Source organism: Thiocystis minor (assembly GCF_016653465.1).
Lineage (GTDB): Bacteria > Pseudomonadota > Gammaproteobacteria > Chromatiales > Chromatiaceae > Chromatium > Chromatium minus.
Genome location: NZ_NHSQ01000026.1, coordinates 16,870 through 35,417 on the forward strand (window position 1 = coordinate 16,870; position 18,548 = coordinate 35,417).

An 18,548-nucleotide genomic window follows, 5' to 3' on the forward strand; every position below is an offset into this window, starting at 1 on the left:
GATGTAAACCTCCGTAGGACGAATGACTAGCCTTGAAAACGGCTAGGCCGAAGCGCGTTGAGCGCCTTGGTCCGGGGTTTCCAATAAACCCGCGAAAGAACCAAAAACGACCAACATGACGAAAAACAACCGTCTCATGCCTGGACCAGTTCCAATGCCTGAGACATGTAAAACCCGAGCACGATGCGCCGCGTGCGCTGAGGCTTCCAACCGCGTAACAGCGGCTCCGCGGCCAGGAGTTGACGCAAGCCTCCTTCGCTGACCGGCTCGATCGCCGGCGACCGGTCGCTACGCGGAAACAGCCGCCCGACCGCGAGCATGAGCGTCAGCGGCAGCGTCCGCGGGGCAAACGTGAAGATCATCGAGCCGCTGGTACGCTCGGCAAGTCCCGCCAGAACCTTCACCGCGTCGGCGGGGCGATAATGGATCAGGGAGTCCATGGCGACCACATAATCGAAGCGACCGTGCGCCGGATCGAGCATATCGCCCGCCTCGAACCGCACCGAGCCCGCGCCCAGATCCTGCGGCACGCGCTCGCGCGCGATCTCGATCAGGGTCGGCGCCACATCGATCGCGACCACTTCCGCGCCCCGGCGCGCCGCCTCGACCGCCAGCGCCCCGGTCCCGCAACCCGCATCGAGCAACCGTTTGCCGGTGAGATCCGCCGGCAGCCAGTCGAGCAGAGTACTGCGCATGTCATCGCGACCGGCCCGCACCGTCGCACGGATGCGGCTGACCTTGGCGTCCGAGGTCAGTTTTGACCATGCATCGGCGGCCGTGCGATCAAAATAGGTTTTGATCTTGGCCTGCCGTTCTTGGTAAGAAGCCTTGGCCATCAATCGAACCCCAGAAAATCGAAGATCTCGCGATCACGCATCGGCTGCGCCGTCAAGGGCTCGACGCCCTCCCATAATTTTTCCGCAAGCTGGAGATATTGCTGCTTGGCCTCCTCCAGCCCCGGTCCCGGCTCCATCTCGAACAGGGTAGACTTTTTCAGACGCGAGCGACGAATGATGTCGAGATCCGGCAGATGCGCCAGCCGTTTGAGACCTACAGCGTCGTTGAAGCGATCGATCTCGTCGGTGTTGACGCTGCGATTGGCGATGACACCGCCGATCCGCACCCCATAATGTTTCGACTTGGCAACGATGGCCGCCGCGATGCGGTTCATGGCGAAGATCGAGTCGAAATCGTTGGCGGTGACGATCAGCGCGCGCTCGGCGTGTTGCAACGGGGCGGCGAAACCGCCGCACACGACGTCGCCGAGCACATCGAAAACCACGACATCGGTATCTTCCAGCAAATGATGCTGCTTCAGGAGCTTGACGGTCTGACCCACGACATAGCCGCCGCAGCCGGTCCCCGCGGGCGGGCCGCCGGCCTCGACGCACATGACGCCGTTGTAGCCTTCGTAGACATAATCGCTGGGCCGCAACTCCTCGGCGTGGAAGTCCACCGATTCCAGGATGTCGATGACGGTCGGCACCAGACACTTGGTCAGGGTGAAGGTCGAGTCATGCTTGGGATCGCAACCGATCTGAAGCACGCGCTTGCCGAGCTTCGAAAAGGCCACGGACAGATTCGACGAGGTCGTGCTCTTGCCGATGCCGCCCTTGCCATAGACGGCGAAGACCTTGGCGGTATCGATGCGCAGATCGGGATCGAGCTGCACCTGCACGCTGCCCTCGCCATCGGGGTGCCGGTTCAGTTCCGGTGGCAGGCCGTTGGGAAATTCCTGCATCGTCACGCTGCCGCCTCCTCGATCACGCCCTCAAGCCGATCTTCCAATTCCTCTCCCGCCCGGCGTAATGCCTCAAGCGTCGCCGCGTCGGGCGACCAATAGTTCCGTTCGTGGGCCTCGATCAGCCGGTTGGCGACCTTCGCCGAGGCGGTCGGATTGAGCTGGGCCAGCCGGTTGCGCATCTCCTCGTCGAGCACGAAGGTCTCGGTGAGCTGCTGATAGACCCAGGGCGCGACCTGTCCGGTCGTCGCCGACCAACCCATGGTATTGGTGACATGAACCTCGATCTGGCGCACACCTTCGTAGCCGTGTTTCAGCATGCCCTCGTACCATTTCGGATTGAGCATGCGGGTGCGGGTCTCCAGCGCGACCTGTTCGGCCAGGGTGCGAACCACGCCGTCGCCGCGCGTCTGGTCGCCGATATAGACCGGCACCTCGTCGCCCTTATACTGACCGACCGCGCGGGTGATGCCACCGAGGGTGTCGAAATAATGGTCGACCGTGGTGACGCCCAACTCGACCGAATCCAGATTCTGATAGGCCAACTGGACCGTGCTCAGGACGCTCTTGAGCAGCGCCGCCTGCTGAACCGGCTGACCCGAGCGGCCGTAGGCAAAGCTCTTGCGTCGGGTGTAGGTCTCGGCCAGTTCGTCGCCTTCGTCCCAACTGCTGCTGTCGACCAGATAGTTGACGTTCGCGCCATAGGCGCCGTCGGCATTACTGAAGACGCGCAGCGAGGCCGTTTCGAGATCGCAGCCCTGCGCCTCCTGATAGGCCAGCGCGTGCTTGCGGATGAAGTTCTGCTCCAGCGGCTCCTCGGCGGACGCGGCCTGGAAGGAGGCTTCGGCCAGCAGCTTGGTCTGCAAGGGCAACAGGTCGCGGAAAATACCCGAGAGGGTCATGACCACGTCGACACGCGGGCGTCCCAGCTCTTCGAGCGGGATCAGGGTGGCGCCAGCCAGACGACCGTAGTTATCGAAACGTGGACGCGCGCCGATCAGGGCCAGCGCTTGACCGATGGGACCGCCCTCGGTCTTGAGGTTGTCGGTGCCCCAGAGCACGATGGCGATGGTCTCCGGGAAGGGATTGCCTTCGGCCATGTGGCGCTCGATCACGCGGGCCGCCTGCAGGAAGCCATCCTTCACGGCATAGATGCTGGGCAGGCGGAAGGGGTCGAAACCATGCAGGTTGCGCCCAGTCGGCAGGATCGCCGGGGTTCGCAGCAGGTCGCCACCGGGTGCCGGACGGATGAAACGCCCGTCGAGCGCGCGCAGAATCGCCGGAATCTCGCTGTCCTGGACCAGCAGACGGTCGATCTCGGCGAGTTCGCGGAACAGCGCCACGTTCTCCTCGCTGGTCGGCATCTTGCCCGCCTTCAACGCCTTCTCTGGCGACTTGCCGGCGATCAGCATCTCGATCGACTTGCGTTCGGGGCGAATGTCCTTCAACGACTCGGCGACGGCTTCCAGCAGATCGACTCGCTCCTCCTCAGTTGGCGCCTCGCCGACGACATGGAGGCCGTGCGGGATCAGGGTGTATTCGAGTTCCAGTACCTTTTCGTTGAGGGTGACGACCTCGGATTCGGCGGACTCGCCCCAGGCCGGCTCCAGTTTGGCCAGTTCCAGCTCGGCGGCCTGAGCCTGGATCAATTCGGCAAGTTGCGCGCGCTCGTCAACATCGTTTGGCGGCAGCCCGCGCCAGCGTTCCATGGACCCCTTCAGATCGATCAAGCCTTTATAGAGACCGGCATGCGCGATCGGCGGCGTCATGTAGCTGATCAGGGTCGCCGCAGCGCGCCGCTTGGCGATGGTACCCTCGGAGGGGTTGTTCGAGGCATAGAGATAAACGTTCGGCAGATCCCCGATCAGACGATCCGGCCAGCAGGCACCGGACAGACCGGCCTGTTTGCCGGGCATGAACTCCAGCGCGCCATGGGTGCCGAAGTGCAGCACGGCGTGGGCACCGAAGTCCTCGCGGATATAGCGATAGAAGGTGGTGAAGGCGTGGGTCGGGGTAAAGCCTTTCTCGAACAGCAACCGCATGGGGTCGCCTTCATAGCCGAAAGACGGCTGGATGCCGACGAAGATATTGCCAAACTGGGCGCCAAGCACGAACAGCGAGCCGCCATCGGTCTGATGCTTGCCTGGCGCCGGACCCCACTGCTTCTCGATCTCGGCGAGCCAGGGCTCGCGGCGCACATGGTCGTCGGCCGGGACGCGGACATGGACATTGGCATGGGCTCCGAAGCGGGCCGCGTTGCCATTGACGATGCGTTCGCGCAGGTCGTCCAGATCCTCGGGCAACTCGACGCGATAGCCCGCCGCGTCCATGGCGAGCAGAGTGCGATGGAGCGAGGCGAAGACCGACAGATAGGCCGCCGTGCCCGTGTTGCCGGCATTGGGCGGAAAATTGAAGAGCACGATCGCGACCTTGCGCTCGGCGCGCTGACTGCGGCGCAGCCGCACCAGATGCTCCACGCGCGAGGCCAGCGCCTCGGCGCGCTCGCCATGCGACTGCATGTCGCGGGCATCGTTCTCGCCACCGCCGTTACGACCGCCATAGACCATGGAACCGGTCGCGCCGTCGAGTTCCGGGATCGCGACCATCATGGTCGCCTCGACCGGGAGCAGTCCCTGATTGGAGCCTTCCCATTGGTCGAGGGTCTGGAACTCCACCGCCAGGGTGGAGAGATAGGGCACGTCGAGCCGGGCGAGGATCTCCTCGGCGGCCTTCGAGTCGTTATAGGCGGGACCGCCGACCAGCGAAAAACCGGTCAGCGAGACGACCGTATCCACGGTCGCCTGACCGTCCTTCATGAAGAATGTTTCGATGGCCGGGCGTGCGTCCAAGCCGCTGGCGAAGGCCGGCACGACTTGCAGCCCGCGTGCTTCGAGCGCCTCGATCACGCCGTTGTAATGACTGGCGTTGCCGGCGAGCACATAGGAGCGCATCAACAGCAGACCGACCCGGCCCTTGGGCTTGGCATTGACGACCGGAAGCTGGGAGAGCTTGTCGGAGATATGGCCCTTCATGCGCGGGTGATAGATCCCGACCTCGGGATATTCGACCGGGGCGGCGACCTTCAGGGTACCGCGCAGATGGCGGCGCGGACCGTCGGCATAGCGATCCACCAGGAAACGCACCATGTTGCCGAGGTTCTCGTCGGAGCCGGCGAGCCAGTATTGTAGAGTCAGGAAATAGGCGCGCACGTCCTGGGCGGTGCCCGGAATGAACCGCAGCAGCTTGGGGATACGCCGCAGCATCGACATCTGCTGGGCGCCGGTGCTCTGCTTGCGTTCCTTGTTGCCGCGCAGCCGCTTGAGCAGGGCCATGGGGCCGCCCGGCGTGCCATCCATCGCGAAGCCGCCCATGCGGGTCATCTTCATCAGCTCGCTGGCCGACATGCAGACGATCATGGCGTCGCAGTGGTCGCGACGGGCGGCCATGGCGGACAGGATCGGTTTGAAGTGATCCTCCATGACCAGCATGGTGGTCATCACGATGTCGCCCTCGGCGATATCGGCCAGACAGCGTTCCAGCGACTCGGGCGAATCGGCCCATTCGGTGGCGGCATGCAGATTCAGGCGCAGACCCGGCAATTCGCGCTGCAGCGACGGAAGCGCGCGTTGCGTCGTCCCCGAGAGATGCCCATCGAGATTGACGATGACGACACGCACCGGCGTCGCATCGGAAGTTTTGGCACGCATCTCAGCGACCGAAGTGCGCTTTGGCATCGTAGAGCGTCTCCACAGTAATGGTTAGGATCCCTCGTTCTTGCGCGAAGCGCTCGGTATTGCGCCGCGCCTTCCCACGCACGAAAAAGGGGATCTTTTTCAGTTCCTGCTCGGCTTCCGATGTCCAAGCCATGATGTTTTCGTCGGTCGCGGCAGCCGTCTCCGCCGTGGATCCGGTGTCCAGCGAGCGTTCCTGGCTAGGATGAGCGGTTCGGGCGCCCGGCCCCAGATGCGAGGGCGTCGCGCCGTCGTGAAACTCGAAATCCTCCCGGAACATGGTGATCAAGTGCTCTTCGAGCCCCATCATCAAGGGATGGACCCAGGTGTCGAAGATGACATTCGCACCCTCGAACCCCATCTGCGGCGCATAGCGGGCCGGGAAGTCCTGAATGTGCACCGGCGCCGAAACGACCGCGCAGGGAATGCCGAGCCGCTTGGCGATATGGCGTTCCATCTGGGTACCCAGCACCAATTCGGGATGCGCCTCGGCAACACGCGCCTCGACGTCCAGATAATCGTCGGTAATCAGCGGTTCCACGCCATAGCGCTTGGCCGCCTCACGCACCTCGCGGGCGAATTCGCGGGCATAGGTTCCCAACCCCACGACCGTGAAACCGAGTTCTTCCGTCGCGATCCGCGCGGCGGCGACCACATGCGTCGCGTCGCCAAAGATAAACACGCGCTTGCCGGTCAGATAGGTCGAATCGACCGAGCGCGAGTACCACGGCATTCTAGACCAGATCGGTTCCTTCGTGGCACTGACATCGATGCCGGCGACACGCCCGACCTCAGCGATGAAATCCCGAGTCGCGCCGATCCCGATCGGTACCGTCTTGACAGTCCGCTGGCCGAACATACGCTCCAGCCAGAGACAGGTCTGATCGGCCAGCTCGGGATAGAGACAAACGTTGAAGTCGGCCTCGGGAAGACGCAACAGATCCTCGGGGCTCGCGCCAAGCGGGGCCACCACATTCACATCGACCCCGAGCGAATCCAGCAGCCGGGTGACTTCCACGACATCGTCGCGACAGCGAAATCCCAGCGCGGACGGCCCAAGCAGGTTCGCCAGCGGACGCGCACCCGCCTTCCGCAGCTCGCGCTCGGCGCCGGGCGCGGGCACCCGACTCTTGAGCAGGCCGCGAACCAATTGATAGAAGGTCTCGTTGGCACCCCAGTTTTCCTTGCGCGTATAGGCCGGCAGTTCGAGCGACAAAACCGGGATCGGCAGGCCCATCCCCTGCGCGAGCGCGCCCGGCTGATCCTGGATCAGCTCGGCGGTGCAGGACTCGCCGATCAGGAGCACACGGGGCGCGAAACGATCGCAGGCCGCCTGGATCGTGCTCTTTACCAGTTCGGCGGTATCGCTGCCCAGTTCGCGCGCCTGAAAGCTGGTATAGCTCACCGGCGGGCGCTGCCCGCGCCGCTCGATCATGGTAAAGAGCAGATCGGCGTAGGTATCGCCCTGAGGCGCGTGCAGGACGAGATGGACCCCTTCCATCGAGGCGGCGATGCGCATCGCGCCGATATGGGGTGGTCCTTCGTAGCTCCAGAGCGTCAACTGCATGAGATCAAACCCGCAACAAGGCGCCGCGCGCCAGCGGACGCGCGAAAAGTTCAGCCAGATCCGCCGCCTGGTCGAAGCCATGCACCGGCGTGAAGACCAGCTCGATCGACCACTTGGTCCGCAATCCTTCGGACTCCAGCGGATTGGCCAGACCGAGTCCGCAGACGGTGAGGTCGGGCCGATCGGAACGGACGCGGTCGAGTTGGAGATCGACATCCTGACCTTCGGTCAGACGCACTCCGGTCGGCAACAGCGCAAGCTCCGGCTCCATGAGCTGACGGTCCAGGAAGGGCGTCGCCACCTCCACCAGTTCCATACCGCATTCGCGGCTCAGGAAACGCGCGATCGGAATCTCCAACTGCGAGTCCGGCAGGAAGGTGATCCGCTTGCCGGCCAGCGCCTCGCGCTGACGCGCCAGACTGAGCTTGGCGCGGGCGACCGCCGGGGCGGTGACGGCTTCCAGCCGCTCGGACGCAATCCCCCAGGCATCCGCCGCCGCCCGCAACCAGCCGAGCGTCCCCTCGATGCCGAAGGGATAGGGCGCGGTTAGCAGGGTCGCGCCCCGCCCCTGGAGCGCGCGCGCCGTCTCGCCCAGAAACGGCTGGGCCAGCAGGAGACGGGTTCCGCGACCGACTGGGGGAAATTCGCTCGCCCGTCGCGGCGGCAGGAAATGCACCGGACCGATGCCGAGTTCGGCGAACAGGCGCTGGAACTGGTCCTCGACCACGTCGGGCAGGGTGCCGAGCACCAACAGCGAGCGCTCGGTGTCCGCGAGCGCAGGAAGTTCGGGAACCAGCGACATCAGACAGGCATCCTCGCCCTGCGTGAAGGTGGTCTCCAGCCCGCTCGCGGAATAATCGAGCACCCGCACCCGGCCCCGATAGGCGGCGGAGAGACGCTCGGCGGCCTTGGCGAGATCCAGCTTGATGACCTCGGACGGACAGGAGCCGACCAGAAACAGGGTCTTGATGTCCGGGCGCCGCTCCAGGATCTCGGCGGCCACGCGATCCAGTTCCTGATTGCAATCGGCCAGACCAGCCAGATCGCGTTCCTGAAGGATGGCGGTGGCGAACCGCGGCTCGGCGAAGATCATGACCCCCGCCGCCGACTGCAACAGATGGGCACAGGTGCGCGAGCCGACGACCAGAAAGAAGGCGTCCTGAATCTTGCGATGCAGCCAGACGATCCCGGCCAGTCCGCAGAAAACCTGACGCTGGCCGCGCTCGCGGATCACCATCGAGGCATCGCAGCCCGTGGCCTGGGCGCTTGATGGGAGGTTGGAGCCAGTCATTCCGCAGCCTCGGCAAACGCGCCGTCCGGGCGGTCGCGGCGCGCCGCGTCCAGCCGCGCGGCGCGCAGCTTGATCAGAAACTGACCCGCGTTGATGACGTAGGTCGCATAGGCCGCCAGCGCCAGGAACATCTGCCCCTGCACGTCGACCATCTGGGTGGCCAGCGCAATCAGGTAGGCCGTATGCAGCGCCAGCACCAGCATGCTGAAAACGTCTTCCCAGAAAAATGCCGGCGCGAACAGATAGCGGCCGAAGACCACTTTCTCCCAGATCGCGCCCGTGATCATGATGGTGTAGAGCACCAGCGTCTTGACCACGACCGAAACCGTGGCGATCCCCTCGCCCTCGCCGGTCACCAGATAGCGAAGCACCAGATAGAGGCTGACCATAAAGACCAGGAACTGGATCGGCGCAAGGATGCCCTGGACCAACGTCCATGGCGATGCGTCCCGCCGCCGACGCTCCTCTGGGGTGTAGAGCGCTTGGCGCGGGGCTGAGTTGGATTGGTGATGGGTCATCTCTAGGCCGAACTCGCTGGACATCCTTTAAATCTTCACTGAACCGTAAGCAGAAATCTAGTCTGCTTTCAGGCATGCGTCAACCAGGGTTTACGTAAACCTGACTTGACAACTCCGCGCAAGCCACCACAATAGGCCTTACGAGTCCGCATGGCGGCGATATCGCAGCGCGATGGTCCAGTCTCCGTGCCGTTCGGCCGGGCGATCCCATAAAGATCGAAAAGAACCCATGCCGAGACACGCTTTCACCCAAAACAGCGCGTTTTGCCGTTTCTGGGTTTTTCAGGATTAATCCGGCGAGTCCGCCGCTGCTGTCCCTGAGTTGGGTCCACGGGGCACGCCTAGAAGGCACTGGAGGGTCTGGTCGCCGTGAGTCCGTTCAGAGCCCCGCGGGAATCCATTGGCAATCTTGACGCCGAAACGGCGGCCGCCTTGATCGAGGGCACCGCGGACATTGCCGTGGTGATCGATCCTAAAGGGATTGTCAGCGATATTGCCTTTAGCAGCGACGACCTGTTGTCGGACTTCAACGCCGACTGGGTCGGGCAGCCCTGGCTCTCGACGGTCCTGCCGGAGAGCCGGCCGAATCTTGAAGCGCTCCTCGAAGAATCCAATCATCACAGCGTCACGCGCTGGCGGCAAGTCAGCCATCCGTCCTCGCGCGGGGCCGATATCCCCATTCAGTACCGTGCGCTGCGCATCCGGGAGAAGGGTTCCGTCGTGGCTGTGGGAAGGAACCTGCAGGGCATGGCAGCCCTTCAGCAGCAACTAGTCGACGCCCAGCAGGCGCTGGAGCGCGACTATTGGCGCTTCCGTCAGGTCGAAACCCGCTACCGACTTCTGTTTCGGATGGTCTCGGAGGCCATCCTCATCATCGACGCGCCCACGCAACGCGTGGTCGAAGCCAATCCGGCCGCGGGCCAACTCCTCGGCGAAACGCCGACCCGCGTCATCGGCCGGCCTTTTCCCGAAGGCTTCGATCCCGAGAGCACGCAAGCCATCAACAGCCTGCTGGCCGGCGTGCGCGCCGCCGGTCGCGCCGACGATGTGCGGGCGCGTCTCATCGACAGCCTGCAGGAATTTCTCGTCTCGGCGTCCCTGCTACGTCAGGAAAATGTGACCTTTCTGCTAGTGCGATTGTCGCCGCTCCTGGTCGACACCGCCGTCGCCATGCCCGAAGCCAAGGCCCGCTATCTGCGGGTACTCGAAAACGCGCCCGACTGCCTGGTCATCACCGACTCGGACGGCCGCATTCTGACCGCCAACAGCACCTTTCTCAGCCTCGCCGAAATCGCCACCGAGCAACAGGCCAGGGGCGAATCGCTCGACCGCTGGCTGGGCCGACCGGGGGTTGACCTCAACGTGCTGATGGCCAATCTGCGCCAGCATTCGACCGTCCGACTCTTCGCGACCATGCTCCGCGGCGAGTACGGCTCCACGACCGAGGTGGAGATCTCCGCCGCCGCGGTTCGCAATGGCGAACGCCCCTATTTCGGCTTCTTCATCCGCGACGTGGGACGGCGCCTGAGCACCGAGCAGCCCCCCAGCCCCGAGCAGACCCGCTGGCTGGACCAATTGACCGATCGGGTCGGACGGGTGCCGCTGAAGGAACTGGTCCGCGAATCCACCGATACCATCGAGCGACTCTGTATCGAAGCGGCGCTGAAATTGACCGGCGACAATCGCGCCTCGGCCGCCGAGCTGCTGGGCTTGAGTCGGCAAAGCCTGTACGTCAAAATCGATCGTTATGGCATTGCGGCCGATCACACGTCCGAGTTGCGCGCACCCGACAAAAATGATCGCCTCTAAACCACAGTCGGAATGATCTTCACTGTTGCACGCGCCCCAACCTCGTGGTCGCCAATGAGCCAGCGGCGGAACGCGGTTCAAATGCCATGAACAAGACACCACAGGAAACCGCGTCAACTCCGACGCCGATTGGTTCGGACGAAGCCGATCCAACGTACCCACAACGCATGCCGCGCCACCCGCGGTCGAACAGGTTTTCGGAATGAATCAACAGACGCTGTCAGCGCCCCTACGCTATCCATCCCCGTCGGCGATCCTAGAGGTTCTTCACCCGATTACCTGGTTTCCGCCCATGTGGGCCTTCGGATGCGGCGTGGTCTCCTCCGGCGAGCCGATTTTCGAACAATGGCTGCTGGTTCTGGTCGGTATCTTTTTCGCGGGACCGCTGATGTGCGGAACTAGCCAAGTCGTCAACGACTGGTATGACCGCCATGTTGACGCCATCAACGAGCCGAATCGTCCCATCCCCTCGGGACGCATCCCCGGACGCTGGGGCCTGTATCTCTCGCTGATCTGGACCACCGTCTCGCTGCTCCTGGCCTATGTCCTCGGTCCTTGGGTATTTGGTGCCGCTCTACTCGGCATGGCGATTGCGTGGGCCTACAGCGCGCCGCCGTTCCGTTTCAAGGGGAATGGCTGGTGGGGTAACCTGGCCGCCGGCATTTCCTATGAGGGACTGGCCTGGTTCACTGGCGCCACCATCATGATTGGCGGCGCCATGCCCGAGTGGCCGATTCTGGCCCTGGCTCTGCTCTACAGCATCGGCGCCCACGGCATCATGACTCTGAACGACTTCAAGGCGATCGAGGGCGACGTTCAGATGAATGTCCGCTCGCTGCCGGTTCAGCTCGGCGTCGACGGCGCCGCCCGCGTGGCCTGTCTGGTGATGGGCCTGCCGCAGGCCGTGGTCATTGCCATGCTCTACTCCTGGGACAAACCGGCCCATGCCATCGCCGTCGGCGTGGTGCTGCTGATCCAGATCGGACTCATGATCCGCTTCCTCGGCAGCCCGCGCGAACGGGCGACCTGGTTCAGCGGGCTGGGCGTCAGCGTCTATGTCACCGGCATGATGATAAGCGCCTTTGCCGTGCGTTCGCTGGGCTAGACCAGTTTTTAGTTCTCAGATTTCTGTTGGCAGTTGGCAGTTGGCAGTTGGCAGTTGGCAGTTGGCAGTTGGCAGTTGGCAGTTGGCAGTTGTTGGATGCTCAAACTTGAAAAGTTCCTGAATATCTTCTCTGACGAAAAAAATATCTGACACCTGCAAACTGAAAACTGAAAACTGCCAACCCTAAATCACGCGCGCATCTCTAACCACCAACGGGATCTTCCATGGCAAACCTCGAAACCTTTGATGCCGTCGTGATTGGCGGCGGCCCGTCCGGCGCGACCGCGGCGACCGATCTGGCCAAACTTGGCCGTTCCGTGCTCCTGCTCGATCGCGCCGGACGCATCAAGCCTTGCGGCGGGGCCATCCCGCCCCAGGCGATGCGGGATTTCGACATCCCCGAATCCATGCTGGCGAATCAGGTGAATTCGGCCCGCATGGTCTCGCCCACCGACCGCACGGTCGACATGCCCATCCACTGCGGCTATGTCGGCATGGTCGATCGCGAGCACTTCGACGAATGGCTGCGCGAACGCGCCGCCGCCGCCGGCGCCGTGCGCCGCGTCGGCACCTTCGAGCGGATCGAGCGCGACAGCGACGGCGCCGCGCTGGTCTGTTATCGCCCCGGACAGGGACGCAACGACAGCCCAGCCGAACAGGTGCGCGCCCGTGCCGTGATTGGCGCGGACGGGGCGCATTCGTCGGTCGCCAAGCAATGCATTCCCGGCTCGGAGGGGATGAAATTCGTCTCCGCCTACCATGAAATCGTCCGCACCCCGCCCAACGGCGGCACGGCCGATTTCGACGGTACCCGCTGCGATGTCTACTATCAGGGCGACATTTCTCCCGACTTCTACGGCTGGGTCTTCCCGCACGGCGACACCACCAGCGTGGGCGTCGGCACTGCGGTCGAGGGCTTCTCGCTGCGCTCGGCCTGCACCGAACTGCGCCGCCGCTCCGGGCTCGCCGAGGCCGAAACACTGCGTCGCGAAGGCGCGCCGATTCCGCTCGAACCGCTGCGTTGCTGGGACAACGGACGCGACATCGTGCTGGCTGGCGACGCCTCCGGCGTGGTCGCCCCCGCCTCAGGCGAAGGCATCTATTACGCGCTGGTCGGTGGACGCCTGGCCGCCGAGGCGGTCGCCGAGTTCCTGACCACCGGCAAGGCCAGCGCGCTCAAAAACGCCCGCAAACGCTTCATGAAGGCGCACGGCAAGGTGTTCTGGGTGTTGGGCATCATGCAGCGGTTCTGGTACGCCAGCGACAAGCGGCGCGAGCGTTTCGTGAGCCTCTGCGCGGACCCGGACATCCAGTACCTGACCTGGGAGGCGTACATGAACAAGCGCTTGGTCAAGGCCCGACCCGGCGCGCATCTGCGCATCTTCTTCAAGGACATGGCGCACCTGCTCGGCATCGTCTCGCCGGTGTCCGGTCAACCGTCCAAAAGCCCCGCGCGCAATGGCTGAGTTCTTCGCCAGCGGCCGGGTGATCGACCTCATCCTGGTTTTACTCCTGGTCGAGGGCGTCTTGCTCGCCATCGTTCACCGCCGGACCGGGCGCGGCATCGCGCCCGCCGATCTGGCAGGTTTCCTGCTTTCCGGGCTGTTTCTGATGCTGGCGGTGCGCGCCGCGCTGGTCGGCGCCTGGTGGGGCTGGGTCAGCCTCTGTCTCACCGCCGCGCTCCTAACCCATCTGGCCGATCTTCGACATCGCTGGAAGCGACCAAATTAGGCGATTTCCAAGAAACGTTATCCCATTGACGTGTCTTGGGCGACCTCGCGTTTCACTGGACATCACCGTTCTTTCATCTGCCCCGCATACCACACGAGATGTTCCAGTAGCTCGGTCGCCCGCGAGACCGAGGTCTGGACCCCATCGACCATTGCCGGAACACGGTCCGGATCGACGCCATCCGTGACTTCCAGCGCCGCAAGCTGGGCGTTGTTCACGAGGATGGAGAGCAAGTTTCGATACACGGGATCGGCGGTCGAATTCAAGGGCGTGCGCATGATCTTCTGCTGCTCCAGGATGCCCGCCTGAAACCGCTGCCGTGCCGCTTCCGCCGCCTTGCGGGCGGTCAGATCGGTGAGCAGAAACACGAATCCCAACACCCGTCCGGGCGAGGAGAACACCGGATCGGCCCGTAGCAAAAACCGTTGCTCGCCCTGATCGCGGGTCGCCAGACAGACCTCGCCGCGCCAGGGACGATGGTGATGCATCAGATCCCTCACCCGCTGCTCCCGATCGAGCGGCTCCGTCAGGCGCTTTAACAGATCGTCGAGACACTCGGGCGGCGCGCGCTCCGACCCCAGAAGCCGCTCCAGCGACTCGGTCGCCAGCAGAATCGCCCCATCGGGCGCGGCGATCAGAATCGGTTGATCCGCCACCTGGATCTGCGAACGAACCTGGGCAAGCTGCGCCTGGGCGATCAGCACCCGCACCGACCGGAACTGCTGGATGACATCCGCGACCGACTCGCCGATCAGACGCGCCGTGGTCCGATTGGCCGAGGTCCAGGGGCTGGAGGTTCCCTCGACCACCTGATGCCATTGGCTGAAGGAACGCCGGGGGGACAATTCAGCCGGATCGTCCCCCGCCGCAAGCGGCTTAAATGGATTCCCCGCCCAGGTTACGGTCCGGACGCGCTCGGGACGGAACCAGAGCAGATACTCGCCGGCGCCTTTGGAGATCGGGGTGGCCAGCACCCCGCTCGCGACCGACTTCACGGCGGCCAGCCGCGGTTCATCCCGCCCCAGCGCGGCCGTCGCCATCACCGGCGCGCTCGGCTGTCCATCCAGCCAGGCGGCAATCTCGCGCAGTTCCAGCGTGCCCGGCACCTCGCCGGTGGTGAGTACCCGGCCATCGTAGAAGAGCGCGGCGCCGGCGGCCTCCACCGGTTGCAGCAGCGACTGCGGATGATCGAAGAGGGCCGAGGTCCAATCGCCCTCGCGCGCGATCCCCTCGATCATGCGCTGCTCCAGTCGCCGCACCGAGAGTTCGGCCTGCGCCTGGACAAAGCTCTCCAAGGCCGCGATCCGGGTCGCAATCGCCTCCGAGAGCAACTCGCACGCGGCGCGGATCTCGTATTGCACGGGCCGGGACGTCCGATGATGGCAGGCCACCATGCCCCACAGCCGCCCCCCGACCAGCAGCGAAGCCACCAGGGTTGCCTTCACGCCCATGTTGCGGAGGTACTGAAGATGGATCGGCGACAGACTGCGCAGCGCGCACAGCGACATATCCAGATCCTCGCCCGTCAGGGGCGAGAGCCTCGGCAGAAGCGGAATCGGGGCATCGTCCACGTCGACCAGGAGACGGATGCGATTGCGCTCATAGAGACGGCGCGCGATCTGGGGAATATCCGAGTCCGGATAGCGGTTCCCGAGATACGGCTCCTGCTCGGGTTCGCAGCGTTCGGCAAAGACCTCGCCATGACCTTCATCGTCGAACCGATAGACCATGACCCGATCATAACCGGCGAGTCCCTTGAAGATGCGCGCTGTCTCGTCGCAGAGCGCGGGGAGCGAAGGGGCATCCATGATGGCCTGTAACGCCCCCTGGACCGGTCCAAACAACGCCGCCGCCGGCCCGGCGGGCTCGAACTCGATCACCAGTCCGCCGGCCGGAGGGCGATGCAGCAGGATGTCGAACGTCTGTCGCGCGTGCCCAACAGCACCGCGCAACACCAAGGGAATGACATTCAGCGGATGCTTGAGATGCGGCCGGACACGCTGCTCCAGACCGCCGCCCAGATCGTCGAGTGACCAGCCGAGCAGACTCTCCGCGAAACCGAACACCTCGCCCGCGTTGGCGCTTGTCTGCACGATGTCCAACCTGGGCTCGCGCACCACCAGCAACACGCCGCGCGGCTGAATGGAGGCGGCATGCTGAATCTGTTCGCGCTCGCAATTCGACAGGCTGGCCTGTCCGAAGGCGGGAGAAGACGCTACAACAGGGATCAAGTGAACAGGGCTCCCATCATTCGGTATTGCCAGGCGCGGCACGCGCGGACTCGGTATCCAACCCGTAACGATTCAGCTTGACATAGAGGCTTTGGCGGCTCAATCCAAGCAGTTCGGCGGTGGCCGTCCGGTTGCCTCGGGTCGCTTCCAGCGCCTCCTCGATATAATAACGCTCCACCACGCCCACGGTCTCCTCCACCAACGTGCGCAGCGAATGCTTGCCGATCTGTCCGGTCAAGGCGCCCAGGCGATCATTCAAGCGATCGGCGTGGCGCGGCGGCGACAGCCGGCGGCCCACGGCGCGGATCAAGACGACGACGAACTCCGGATCGGTCTCCCGATTCCCCGCCGCGGAAATCTCGACATCCGTCTCGGTGCCCAGTTCGCCATGCAGAACGGTCGCGAACATCCGCACCGCGCCCAAGCGCTGCACATTCGCCAGCAGCACCGTCAGATCGGCGCCCGGATGGCCGAGCCAGCGTCCGAGTGTCTCATGAATCACCGAACTCTCGGTCGGCATCTGCAGCAGGTCGAGACAGCCTTGATTCGCGCGCTGGATCAAGCCCAACCGATCGGTGATCGCGAAGCCATCCGGCAGGCGCTCCAGCAACTCCTCCAGCGGCGGCGTTCGCGCCAGTTTGGCGTGCGCCTCCGCCACGCCCGCGACCGCCTCGGTCGGAGACAACTGCAAGAGATACACGGCGCCGGACTCCGACGACAGGAGCGAGGCGCGCACCATCCAGGCCACGCGCGGCGTCCCGATCTGAAGCAAAATTCCTGGCGCCTGCCCCTGCTCCGCCACCCGATTCAACATCGCTTGCAAGGCATCCCGCTCGGCGGGCAGCAGTGCCGCCAGAAACTCCTGCCCGGCGGCGGTCACTGGCGGCGTCAGGCCCAAGGCCGCGGCGGCGACCGGATTCGCCTCGACGATCCCGAGCGTACTGGCGCGCAGCAGCAACACGGCATCGGTCGAGGAGCGAAACAGCAACCGATAGCGCGTCTCGACCTCGCGCAGCTTCCAGTAATCGCGCTCCATCGTCTGTTGCGCCTCGACGAGTCGCGACTGAAGCTCGGTCACGGCCTGAAGGCTGCGGCCGATCGCCACCAGACCGGCCTGTCCGCCGAGACGCACCGCCGTATATTCGATCGGCAACGCGCGCCCGCTCGGAAAGCGCTGCGTCACCTGTCGAAAGGCCGACACCCCGCTAACCGCGGCATCCTCGACCAATTGGCGCAGGCTCTCGCCGCCACCCGGCTCGACGGTCTCGGACCAGGGACGCCCCACCCAGGCATCCAAGCCCTCGTCGGGGAGGCTCGTCGACAGCGCGGCGCGACGAATCACCCCCTCGTGATCAAGAAATAGCGTCACATCTGGTTGAGGAAGGTTTTGGATCGTCATGGCGTTTCAAGATTCGGCGTCAATGGATTGGATGGTGCGGCGCACCAATGCCCTGACCGCTTGGAGTCGAACCCAGCCCAAATCGTTCACTTCGCGACGAATTTTATCGACCATCAATTCCGCTCGGGACATAGCCCTTGGGGATCGCCTGCGATAAACTGTCAATCTCACCAGGGTTCGATGCGACCCAAGATCTCGTCACAACGCCCTCGTAGCTCAGTTGGATAGAGCGATCGCCTCCTAAGCGGTAGGTCACAGGTTCAATTCCTGTCGAGGGCGCCATTAACCCATCCCAGGCCGTCCGAAGAAGCCCGACACACCAGCCTAAGTGCGGGTTTTTTCTTGTCTATTCGTCCAACGACGTTCGATAAAGCCCGTTGACATCCGGTATCAAGTCGGGGCAGGATTGCGGGGCAATAGCCGCACACAGAAAAGAGATGCCCCTTTATGCCCCTGACGGATGTCAAGGTCCGCACCGCCAAGCCCCGGGCAAAAACCGTGAAGCTCCATGACGAGCGCGGTCTTTACCTGGAACTTGCCCCCAGCGGCGGCAAGTGGTGGCGCTTTAAATTCCGGTTCGCGGGCAAGGAGAACCGCCTGAGTCTTGGCGTCTATCCCGATGTGAGCCTGAAGCAGGCCCGCGAGCGCCGCGACGAAGCCCGGAAGATCCTGGCCGCCGGCGTCGACCCGGCCGCGCGCCGCAAAGCGGAAAAAGCCGCCGGCGCCGAACGCGCGGGAAACACCTTCGAGGTGATCGCGCGCGAATGGTTCGCCCGCCACTCCCCCGGCTGGGCAGAGTCCTACCGGATCAAAATCACCAACAGCCTGGCCAATGACCTGTTCCCCTGGCTGGGGAGTCGTCCGATTGCCGAGATCGGCGCCCCCGAGTTGCTGGCGACCGCGCGCCGCGTGGAGGCCCGCGGGTCGCTCTACAGCGCGCACCGCACCATCGGCACCACTGGGCAGATTTTCCGCTATGGCATCGCCACCGGCCGCACCTATCGCGACCCGTCCGGCGACTTGCGCGGGGCGTTGCCCCCAGCCAAGGGCAAGCACTTCGCGGCCGTGACCGACCCGGCCCGTGTCGGCGACCTGCTACGGATGCTCGACGGCTATCGTGGGACCGTGACCGTCTGCGCGGCCCTGAAGCTGGCGCCGTTGGTGTTCGTTCGCCCTGGCGAGTTACGCAAAGCCGAGTGGTCCGACTTCGATCTTGACTCCGCGGAGCGGCGCTATCGCTCCACGAAGACCGACACCGCGCATATCGTGCCCCTGCCCCGCCAAGCCGTCGCGATCCTGCGCGACCTGCCCCCCCGTGACTGGTCGCGAGCGTTATGTCTTTCCAGGGGCACGCACCGCCGAACGGCCGATGTCGGAAAACGCCGTCCTGGCTGCCCGGCGCCGGATGGGGATCGAGAAGGATGA

13 protein-coding genes and 1 tRNA gene are annotated in these 18,548 nt (G+C 64.3%); 6 read left to right on the forward strand and 8 right to left on the reverse strand.

Annotated features, from left to right (window positions below; genetic code table 11):
• Window positions 1-134: 134 nt before the first annotated feature.
• From bchM to bchF, 6 genes are read right to left on the reverse strand one after another with little or no spacing between them, the layout of a single operon-like run.
• Window positions 135-836 carry a magnesium protoporphyrin IX methyltransferase gene (gene bchM, locus CCR95_RS01440; RefSeq protein WP_201091221.1) on the reverse strand — a complete coding sequence of 234 codons (702 nt, stop codon included), beginning with the start codon at window positions 834-836 and terminating at the stop codon, window positions 135-137.
• Window positions 836-1,741, reverse strand: a complete 906-nt coding sequence (gene bchL, locus CCR95_RS01445; RefSeq protein ID WP_201091274.1) for a ferredoxin:protochlorophyllide reductase (ATP-dependent) iron-sulfur ATP-binding protein — start codon at window positions 1,739-1,741, stop codon at window positions 836-838. The genes bchM and bchL overlap by 1 nt, the downstream gene beginning before the upstream one ends.
• Before the next feature lie 2 nt (window positions 1,742-1,743).
• Window positions 1,744-5,475, reverse strand: a complete 3,732-nt coding sequence (locus tag CCR95_RS01450) for a magnesium chelatase subunit H (protein WP_201091228.1) — start codon at window positions 5,473-5,475, stop codon at window positions 1,744-1,746.
• Entirely contained in the window at window positions 5,450-7,039 is a 1,590-nt protein-coding gene (gene bchB, locus CCR95_RS01455; protein WP_201091230.1) for a ferredoxin:protochlorophyllide reductase (ATP-dependent) subunit B, read from the reverse strand. The genes CCR95_RS01450 and bchB overlap by 26 nt, the downstream gene beginning before the upstream one ends.
• Before the next feature lie 4 nt (window positions 7,040-7,043).
• Complete coding sequence (locus CCR95_RS01460; RefSeq protein WP_420825640.1) at window positions 7,044-8,330, reverse strand: ferredoxin:protochlorophyllide reductase (ATP-dependent) subunit N; 1,287 nt, start codon at window positions 8,328-8,330, stop codon at window positions 7,044-7,046.
• A complete protein-coding gene (gene bchF / locus CCR95_RS01465) occupies window positions 8,327-8,848 on the reverse strand; it encodes a 2-vinyl bacteriochlorophyllide hydratase (RefSeq protein WP_201091276.1) in 522 nt (173 codons plus the stop codon). Before bchF ends, CCR95_RS01460 begins: the two co-directional genes overlap by 4 nt.
• Before the next feature lie 369 nt (window positions 8,849-9,217).
• Here bchF and ppsR (CCR95_RS01470) point away from each other — a divergent pair, with 369 nt between their 5' ends.
• The 4 genes from ppsR (CCR95_RS01470) to CCR95_RS01485 all read left to right on the forward strand — a co-directional run bounded on the left by ppsR (CCR95_RS01470) (window position 9,218) and on the right by CCR95_RS01485 (window position 13,493).
• The gene (gene ppsR, locus CCR95_RS01470) at window positions 9,218-10,657 is read left to right on the forward strand and encodes a transcriptional regulator PpsR (protein ID WP_201091232.1); all 1,440 of its coding nucleotides are present in this window, start codon (window positions 9,218-9,220) and stop codon (window positions 10,655-10,657) included.
• 202 nt (window positions 10,658-10,859) lie between these two features.
• Entirely contained in the window at window positions 10,860-11,762 is a 903-nt protein-coding gene (chlG, locus tag CCR95_RS01475) for a chlorophyll synthase ChlG (protein ID WP_201091235.1), read from the forward strand.
• A 224-nt stretch (window positions 11,763-11,986) separates the two neighbouring features.
• Window positions 11,987-13,228 (forward strand): geranylgeranyl diphosphate reductase, encoded by a 1,242-nt coding sequence (locus CCR95_RS01480; RefSeq protein WP_201091237.1) that lies wholly within the window; start codon window positions 11,987-11,989, stop codon window positions 13,226-13,228.
• Window positions 13,221-13,493 (forward strand): hypothetical protein, encoded by a 273-nt coding sequence (locus tag CCR95_RS01485; protein ID WP_201091238.1) that lies wholly within the window; start codon window positions 13,221-13,223, stop codon window positions 13,491-13,493. Before CCR95_RS01480 ends, CCR95_RS01485 begins: the two co-directional genes overlap by 8 nt.
• A gap of 62 nt (window positions 13,494-13,555) precedes the next feature.
• On the opposite strand, the gene CCR95_RS01490 is transcribed toward CCR95_RS01485, so the two are convergent.
• Both CCR95_RS01490 and ppsR (CCR95_RS01495) read right to left on the reverse strand, forming a co-directional pair.
• Complete coding sequence (locus CCR95_RS01490; RefSeq protein WP_201091244.1) at window positions 13,556-15,724, reverse strand: GAF domain-containing protein; 2,169 nt, start codon at window positions 15,722-15,724, stop codon at window positions 13,556-13,558.
• Window positions 15,725-15,740: 16 nt separating this feature from the next.
• A complete protein-coding gene (ppsR, locus tag CCR95_RS01495; RefSeq protein WP_201091245.1) occupies window positions 15,741-17,123 on the reverse strand; it encodes a transcriptional regulator PpsR in 1,383 nt (460 codons plus the stop codon).
• A gap of 205 nt (window positions 17,124-17,328) precedes the next feature.
• Between ppsR (CCR95_RS01495) and CCR95_RS01500 the strand changes: the two genes are divergently transcribed.
• Window positions 17,329-17,405: transfer RNA gene (locus tag CCR95_RS01500), tRNA-Arg, on the forward strand.
• A 165-nt stretch (window positions 17,406-17,570) separates the two neighbouring features.
• Entirely contained in the window at window positions 17,571-18,548 is a 978-nt protein-coding gene (locus CCR95_RS01505; RefSeq protein WP_338115321.1) for a tyrosine-type recombinase/integrase, read from the forward strand.

Coding starts and splice junctions, on each gene's coding strand:
- CCR95_RS01505 (WP_338115321.1), top strand. CDS start 17,571: ATGCCCCTGACGGATGTCAAGGTCCGCACCGCCAAGCCCCGGGCAAAA.
- bchL (WP_201091274.1), bottom strand. CDS start 1,741: ATGCAGGAATTTCCCAACGGCCTGCCACCGGAACTGAACCGGCACCCC.
- bchF (WP_201091276.1), bottom strand. CDS start 8,848: ATGACCCATCACCAATCCAACTCAGCCCCGCGCCAAGCGCTCTACACC.
- CCR95_RS01485 (WP_201091238.1), top strand. CDS start 13,221: ATGGCTGAGTTCTTCGCCAGCGGCCGGGTGATCGACCTCATCCTGGTT.
- bchM (WP_201091221.1), bottom strand. CDS start 836: ATGGCCAAGGCTTCTTACCAAGAACGGCAGGCCAAGATCAAAACCTAT.
- chlG (WP_201091235.1), top strand. CDS start 10,860: ATGAATCAACAGACGCTGTCAGCGCCCCTACGCTATCCATCCCCGTCG.
- CCR95_RS01450 (WP_201091228.1), bottom strand. CDS start 5,475: ATGCCAAAGCGCACTTCGGTCGCTGAGATGCGTGCCAAAACTTCCGAT.
- bchB (WP_201091230.1), bottom strand. CDS start 7,039: ATGCAGTTGACGCTCTGGAGCTACGAAGGACCACCCCATATCGGCGCG.
- ppsR (WP_201091245.1), bottom strand. CDS start 17,123: ATGACGATCCAAAACCTTCCTCAACCAGATGTGACGCTATTTCTTGAT.
- CCR95_RS01460 (WP_420825640.1), bottom strand. CDS start 8,330: ATGACTGGCTCCAACCTCCCATCAAGCGCCCAGGCCACGGGCTGCGAT.
- CCR95_RS01480 (WP_201091237.1), top strand. CDS start 11,987: ATGGCAAACCTCGAAACCTTTGATGCCGTCGTGATTGGCGGCGGCCCG.